Annotated in this window: 7 protein-coding genes; 6 read left to right on the top strand and 1 reads right to left on the bottom strand. The window is 74.1% G+C overall.

Annotation, left to right across the window (positions count from 1 at the left end):
• The 6 genes from KBX39_RS19355 to KBX39_RS19330 form a co-directional block, all read left to right on the top strand.
• Positions 1–953, top strand: a 953-nt coding sequence (locus KBX39_RS19355) for an ABC transporter ATP-binding protein (RefSeq protein ID WP_312247460.1), incomplete at its 5' end; no start/stop codon positions are given.
• Positions 950–1,684, top strand: a complete 735-nt coding sequence (locus tag KBX39_RS19350) for an ABC transporter ATP-binding protein (RefSeq protein WP_210871845.1) — start codon at positions 950–952, stop codon at positions 1,682–1,684. The genes KBX39_RS19355 and KBX39_RS19350, both read left to right, overlap by 4 nt.
• Positions 1,684–2,418 carry an SDR family NAD(P)-dependent oxidoreductase gene (locus tag KBX39_RS19345; RefSeq protein ID WP_210871843.1) on the top strand — a complete coding sequence of 245 codons (735 nt, stop codon included), beginning with the start codon at positions 1,684–1,686 and terminating at the stop codon, positions 2,416–2,418. Before KBX39_RS19350 ends, KBX39_RS19345 begins: the two co-directional genes overlap by 1 nt.
• Complete coding sequence (locus KBX39_RS19340) at positions 2,409–4,079, top strand: AMP-binding protein (RefSeq protein ID WP_210871841.1); 1,671 nt, start codon at positions 2,409–2,411, stop codon at positions 4,077–4,079. The genes KBX39_RS19345 and KBX39_RS19340 overlap by 10 nt, the downstream gene beginning before the upstream one ends.
• Positions 4,076–5,416 carry a hypothetical protein gene (locus tag KBX39_RS19335; RefSeq protein WP_043324792.1) on the top strand — a complete coding sequence of 447 codons (1,341 nt, stop codon included), beginning with the start codon at positions 4,076–4,078 and terminating at the stop codon, positions 5,414–5,416. The genes KBX39_RS19340 and KBX39_RS19335 overlap by 4 nt, the downstream gene beginning before the upstream one ends.
• Before the next feature lie 10 nt (positions 5,417–5,426).
• Positions 5,427–6,047 carry a maleylpyruvate isomerase family mycothiol-dependent enzyme gene (locus tag KBX39_RS19330; RefSeq protein ID WP_210871840.1) on the top strand — a complete coding sequence of 207 codons (621 nt, stop codon included), beginning with the start codon at positions 5,427–5,429 and terminating at the stop codon, positions 6,045–6,047.
• 4 nt (positions 6,048–6,051) lie between these two features.
• Here the strand turns inward: KBX39_RS19330 and KBX39_RS19325 are convergent.
• The coding region (locus KBX39_RS19325; RefSeq protein ID WP_210871838.1) for an LLM class flavin-dependent oxidoreductase at positions 6,052–6,549 on the bottom strand (498 nt) is incomplete at its 5' end.

Genomic DNA, 6,549 nt, shown 5'->3' with positions numbered 1-6,549 from the left:
TGCTGGTCCTGATCTTCCTGCGGGGCGGACTCGCCTCCGGGGTGAGCCGGACCGCCGCGTGGGTGCGGCGCCGCCGCTCCGGCGCGCCGCCACCCGACGCCGCCGTCACCGCCGGCGCGGTGACCGCGGTCCGCGACCGGCCGGCGCCGCCGGCCGAGCGGCCCGCGGAGACCGGCGGTCCGGTGGGGGAGCCGATGCTGACCGCCGACGGCGTCACCGTGCGCTTCGGCGGGCTGATCGCGCTCGAGGGTGTCGACCTGCGGGTACGTGACGGCGAGATCAAGGGGCTGATCGGCCCCAACGGCGCCGGCAAGACCACCTTGTTCAACGTCCTGACCCGGGTCTACCCCGTGCACGAGGGGTCGGTCACCTTCGCCGGGCGCGACATGCTCCGGCTGCGCCCGCACCAGGTGGTCGGCGCCGGGCTGGCCCGCACGTTCCAGAACGTGGAGATGTTCCGCTCGATGACCGCGCTGGAGAACGTGCTCGTCGGGCGGCACCACCGCGACGTCTGCGGACTGTGGCGGACCGGGCTGCGCCTGCCGTCCGCCCGGGCGGAGGAGCGGCGGGCCCGCGACGCCGCGCGGGCGGCGCTGGCGACGCTGGGCCTGGAACGCTACGCGGACACCCCGGCCGAGAGCCTGCCGCTCGGCGTGCAGCGACGACTGGAGATCGCCCGGGCGATGGTCGCCGAGCCGCGGCTGCTCATGCTCGACGAGCCGGCGTCCGGCCTCACCGCGGGCGAGGCGGCCGCGCTGATGGACGACGTACGCCGGATCCGTGCCGCCGGGGTCACGGTGCTGCTGATCGAGCACAACATGCGGTTCGTGATGGGCCTGTCGGACTCGGTCACGGTGCTCGACCACGGCCGGGTCATCTTCGACGGCTCACCGCAGCGGGCGCAGAGCGACCCCGCGGTGGTGGCCGCCTACCTGGGCGAGGTGGAGTCATGACAGCGCTGCTCGAACTCGATCGCGTGACTCTCGGCTACGGCAAGATCGTCGTCGTCCACGAGTTGTCGCTGCGCCTGGATGCGGGGCGGATCGTCTCCGTCCTCGGCCCCAACGGCGCCGGCAAGACCACCACGGTCCGCGGCGTCGCCGGTCTGCTGCCGCTGCGCGGCGGCGAGGTACGGCTGGGCGGAAAGCGGGTCAGCGGCTTCCCGCCGCACCGCATCGTCGCCGAGCGGCTGGCCTACGTACCCCAGGGGCGCGAGCTGTTCGCGGACATGTCGGTACGGGACAACCTGCGTCTCGGCGGCTTCACCATGCGCCGTCGTGACATCCCGGCCCGGGTGGAGGAGCTGTTCGAGTTCTTCCCGCGGCTGCGCGAGCGCGCCGGGCAGACCGCGGGCAGCCTGTCCGGCGGCGAGCAGCAGATGCTGGCCATCGCCCGGGCGCTGATGCCCCGGCCGACGGTGCTGATGCTCGACGAGCCGTCGGCCGGGCTGGCGCCGCGCACCATGCGGCACGTCTTCGACATCGTCGCCGACGTCGCGCGTTCGGAAGGCGCCGCGGTGCTGATCGCCGAGCAGAACGCGCACCAGGCGCTGCGCGTCACCGACCACGCCTACGTGCTGAACACCGGCGTGATCGAGGCGTCCGGCCCGCCGGCGGAACTGCTCGCCGACGACCGGATCCGGGCCGCCTACCTCGGTGACGCGGTCGAGAAAGGACCGGTCTGATGGTCGCGGTGGTGACCGGCGCGGCCGGGGCGATGGGCGGCGCCATCGCGGCGGAACTCGGCGCACGCGGGCACGCACTGGTACTGGCCGACATCTCCGGCCGCCGGCTCGCCGAGGCCGCGGACCGGTTGACCGCGCACGGCCGGGCGGCGCACCCGTACCGGTGCGACGTCACCGACCGGGCCGAGGCCGAGGCGCTGGCCACGGCGGCGCTCGCCGCCTTCGGCCGGGTCGACGTGCTGGTCAACGTGGTCGGCGGCTACCGCGGCCGGATGTACGAGGACGTGCTCGACATCCCGCTGGACCGGTTCGACGAGGCCATGCGGCTGAACCTGCGCGGCACGTTCAACCTCACCCAGCTGTTCGGCCGGCACATGCGCGAGCGCGGCCACGGCCGGATCGTCAACATCTCCTCGGTGGCCAAGGACGGGGCGTCCGGCCAGGCCGACTACGCCGCTGCCAAGGCGGGTGTCGTCGCGTTCACGCGCAGCTGCGCGCTCGAACTCGGCCCGGCGGTCACCGTCAACGCCGTCGCGCCCGGCGTCATCCGCACCTCGGTGATGGAGCGGATCCCGGCCGACGTCCAGGCGCGCTACCGCGAGCGGATCCCGCTCGCCGACTTCGGTGATCCGGTCGACGTGGCCAGGGCCGTGGCGTTCCTCGCCGGGGACGACGGCCGGTACGTCACCGGCGAGGTGATCCACGTGTCAGGAGGGTTCTTCGGATGTCTGTGACCGTACCGGGTGTCATCACCTCGGCCAGTGACGTGTACACCCCCGAGCGGATCGCCGCGTTCAAGGCGTCCGGGCAGTGGCGGGACCAGTTGATCGTCGACTTCCTCGACCGGCACCGCAGACAGCGCCCGGACCGGACCGCGGTGGTCGACGAGAACGGCCGGATCACCTGGGCCGCCCTCGCCGACCGCGTCGACCGGCTCGCCGCGGCGTTCGTGGACGCCGGGCTGCGGCCGGGCGAGTTCGTGGCCGTGCAGATGCCCAACCGGATCGAGTTCGTGGAGATCTACCTCGCGATCCAGCGGGCCGGCCTGCGCGCGCTCACCATGATGTCCATCTACCGGGAGCACGACGTCGCGTACATGCTGCGCACCACCGGCGCCCGGGCGTACATCGTGCCGGACACGCACCGCCGGTTCGACTTCGTCGCGATGGCGCAGCGGCTGCGCTCGCAGGCGCCCGACCTGCGCACCGTCATCGTGCTCGGCGAGGCCGGCGAGGGCATGGTGCCGTACGAGCGGTTCCTGGCCGAACGCGCGCCGGCCCCCGGCGCCTTCGCCCACCTGCGGCCCCACCCGGACCAGGTGTCCAAGGTGAGCTTCACCTCGGGCACCACCGGGCTGCCCAAGGGCGTCGTGCACACGCACAACACCGACCTGTCGCCGCCCACGATGATCGCCGGCGCGCTCGGCCTCGGCCCGGAGACGCCGATCTGGATGCCGAGTCCCATCGCGCACGCCACCGGCCTGCTGTTCGGCGTCTACGACTCGCTGCTGTGCGGGGCCAAGCTCGTGCTGCAGGACCAGTGGGATCCGCAGCGCGCGCTGGAGATGATCAGCCGGGAGCGGGCCACCTTCACGGTGAGCGCCACCCCGTTCATCGGCGACCTCGTCGAGCAGGACAACCTCTCCTCGTACGACCTGTCGTCGTTCCGCTACTTCGTCTCCGGCGGCGCGCGGGTGGCGCCGGCGCTCGTCGAGCGGGCCCGCTCGGAGCTGGGTTGCCTGTTGCTGCGGGTCTTCGGCCAGTCCGAGGCGCCGCTGCACACGCTCAACTTCCCGGACGACCCGTGGGAGAAGGTGACCGGCCGCGACGGCCGTCCGTTCGACGGCATCGACGTCACGATCGTGGACCCGGCCGACCGCGCGACACCCGTGCCGGTGGGTGAGGTCGGCGAGTACTCCACCGCCGGGCCGCACGTGTTCCTCGGCTACTACGGCAGCCCGGAAGCCACGGCGGAGGCCCGCGACGAGTCCGGCCGCTACTACAGCGGCGACCTCTGCACCGTCGACGAGGACGGCTACGTGCTGTACGTCGACCGCATGAAGGACATCGTCAACCGCGGTGGCGTGAAGATCAGCGCGCTGGAGGTCGAGAACCTGCTCGCCGCCCATCCGCTGGTCCAGGCGGCGGCCGTCGTGGCCGTACCCGACCAGCGGCTCGGCGAGCGGGCCTGCGCCTTCGTGGTCACCCGGGGCGGCGCGGAGCTGACCCTGGCGCAGATCTCCGTGTTCCTCGACGAGATGGGGGTCACCCGGCAGAAGTGGCCGGAGCGGCTCGAGGTGATCGAGGCCCTGCCGGCCACCCCCACCGGGAAGATCCAGAAGAACGTGCTGCGGCAGCGGCTCACTGCCGATTCGGCGTCGTCCGGCCGGGCATGACCCGAGCCGGCGTCGCGCCGCGGCTGGGGGTGCCCGACGCCGTCCTGTGGCTGAGCGCAGCCGCCGGCGTCGGCACCCTGGTCGTGCCGGCCGCGCGGCCCTACACGGCGCCGCTGCTCGTCGCCGGAGTGGTGGTCGTCGCCGCGACGGCCTGGCCCACGCTGCGCCCGCCGGTACGCCGCACGGTGCTCGCCATGATGCTCGCCGGCGCCGCGCTCTGCCTGGTGGCAGGCGCCCGCTGGTCGGACGTGTCGGCCGCGTTCGCGACGATGTGCGGCGTCTTCTCGTTCGTCGCCGTGGTGCGGCTGCTGGAACTCCCGATGCTGCGTCGCGGCTACCACACGGCGATCGCCGAGGTCACCCTCGTGCGGCTGCGCCGGACCCGCGCGGTCTGGTCCGCGGCCACGCTGACCTACCTGCTCTCGCTGGCGCTGTCGTTCGGCGGGGTCGCCCTGGCGTACCGGTCGGTGCGGGCGATGGACTCCGCCGCCGACGAGGCGGGCTCGGCCGGAGTCGTGTGCCGCGCGTTCATAGCGGCCAACCTGGTGACGCCGCTGTCGCCACCGCTGGCCGTGGTGCTCACGCTCACCGGCCTGACCTGGACCGGCTTCCTGCCGTACGCGCTGGCGCTGGGCCTGGTCGCCGCGATGCTGGTGCCGCTCGGGCCGGTGCCGCGGGCCCGGGCGCTGCCCGCGCCGCGACCGGAGCGAGGACGGCTTGCCGCGGGGTTCGCGGCGATGATCGGCTGTGTCGTGGTGGTGCTCGTCGTGCTGGAGATGGTTACGCCGCTCAGCCATCCGGCTGCGACGATGACGGCGGTCCTGCTCGTCGTGCCGCTCTGGGAACGCGGGACCCGCCTGCCGGCCCGCGCCGTGGCCCTGGCGCGCTCGGAGGCCGGCTCCTGGCGCGAGCAGTTCCTGCTCTTCGGCGCCGGTGGCTTCGTGGTCGCCGCGGCCGGCCGGTGGACGGCCGACGGAGCGGTCGGCCGGCTGCTCGACGCCGCCGGGCTGCCCGCGTGGGCGCTGCTGGCCGGTGGCGCGCTGGCCATCACCGTGCTGGGGCTGGCCGGGCTGTACCCGCTGACCACCCTCATCGTGGTGACGACGGTGCTCGCCCCGCTGGGCACGGGCGCGTGGCCGGCACTGGTCGCGGCGGCAGCGCTGGTGGGCACGATGGCGGCCTTCGTGTTGTCCCCGCTCAGTGGCCTGACCCTGCTGGTGTCGGCGCTGAGTGGGCGCAGTGCCGTCCACATCGGGCTGCGCTGGAATCTCCCGTTCGGCCTGGCGCTGCTGGGCGCCGGCGGCGCCGCGATCGGCCTGTTCGCGGCAGTGACCTGAGAGGAGTCGCATGCGCACGGAGACGGAGGTCCTCGGGGACCTGTGGCGGGTCTGGGGCGCCTGGGGCGCGGATCTCGACGAGGAACGGTGGACGGCACCGACGCGCTGCGCCGGGTGGGACCTGGCCGCGCTCTACGCCCACGTCTCGCAGGGTGTCGGCGGGCTGGCGGCGCTGGTGCGGCGGCGCCGGGCCGAGGGTCCGCCGGAGCACGGCGACGCGGTGGCCCTGCTGCGCGCCCTCAAGCCGGACGAGCACGTCGCGGCGGACCTCGCTGCCCGCAACGCGGACGCGGCGGTGGCGGACGCCCGCGCGGCCGGTACCGCGGAGCTGGTGCGGCGGCTGGCCGAGGACGGCCCCGCGGCGGTGGCGCTGGCCGCGGCCGAGCCGGACCAGACGGTCGAGTACTTCCGCCGGGGCACCACGACGGTGCGGGCAGCGACCGTCGTCCGGCTCGTGGAGGCCACCGTCCACCTGCTCGACCTCGCGGCGGCGCTGGGCCGCGAACCGGACCTGCCGGACGGGGCGACCGAGCACACGGTGCGTTTCCTGACCGGCATGGCGCCGCCGCTCGCCCTCATCGAGGTGGCCACCGGCCGGCGGGCGCCGGACATCTTTCCGGTGTTCGGCTGACCGGTCAGCGCAGCGCCGGCACGACCTCGGCCGCGAGCCGGCGCAGCTGCCCGCGCGGGTCCGGCCCGGCGATGTTGAACACGACATCGGTCATGCCGGCCTCGACGTACGGGGCCAGGTACTCGCGGATGTCGTCGGCGGTGCCGTAGGCGCTGTACCGCTCGAAGCTGTCGAACGGCAGCCCGTACGCCGTGGCAAGGTGGTTGGACACGGCGTCGCGGGCCGCCTCGCGGGTGTCGGCGATGGTGGTGAAGAGATTCAGCGCGAACGCGAAGCCGGAGAGGTCGCCGCGGATCGTGCCCACGGTGTCCGTGGCCGCCTGGAAGCGGCCGGCGCTGACCCACACCGGGAACCAGCCCTCAGCGCCCCGGGCCGCGCGCTCGACGACGGCGGACGCGCGCCCGCCGAGCCACAGCGGCACAGGTTGCTGCACCGGCAGCGGCTCCATCGTGAACGCCGGCAGGTCGACGATGCGCCCCTGGTACGGCTCGCCGCTGCCGGC

It is taken from the genome of Micromonospora sp. D75 (assembly GCF_018070405.1).
In the GTDB taxonomy this organism is placed as follows: domain Bacteria; phylum Actinomycetota; class Actinomycetes; order Mycobacteriales; family Micromonosporaceae; genus Micromonospora; species Micromonospora chalcea.
This window is presented reverse-complemented; position numbering and strand designations above follow the sequence as displayed.

Coding starts and splice junctions, on each gene's coding strand:
- KBX39_RS19350 (WP_210871845.1), top strand. CDS start 950: ATGACAGCGCTGCTCGAACTCGATCGCGTGACTCTCGGCTACGGCAAG.
- KBX39_RS19345 (WP_210871843.1), top strand. CDS start 1,684: ATGGTCGCGGTGGTGACCGGCGCGGCCGGGGCGATGGGCGGCGCCATC.
- KBX39_RS19340 (WP_210871841.1), top strand. CDS start 2,409: ATGTCTGTGACCGTACCGGGTGTCATCACCTCGGCCAGTGACGTGTAC.
- KBX39_RS19335 (WP_043324792.1), top strand. CDS start 4,076: ATGACCCGAGCCGGCGTCGCGCCGCGGCTGGGGGTGCCCGACGCCGTC.
- KBX39_RS19330 (WP_210871840.1), top strand. CDS start 5,427: ATGCGCACGGAGACGGAGGTCCTCGGGGACCTGTGGCGGGTCTGGGGC.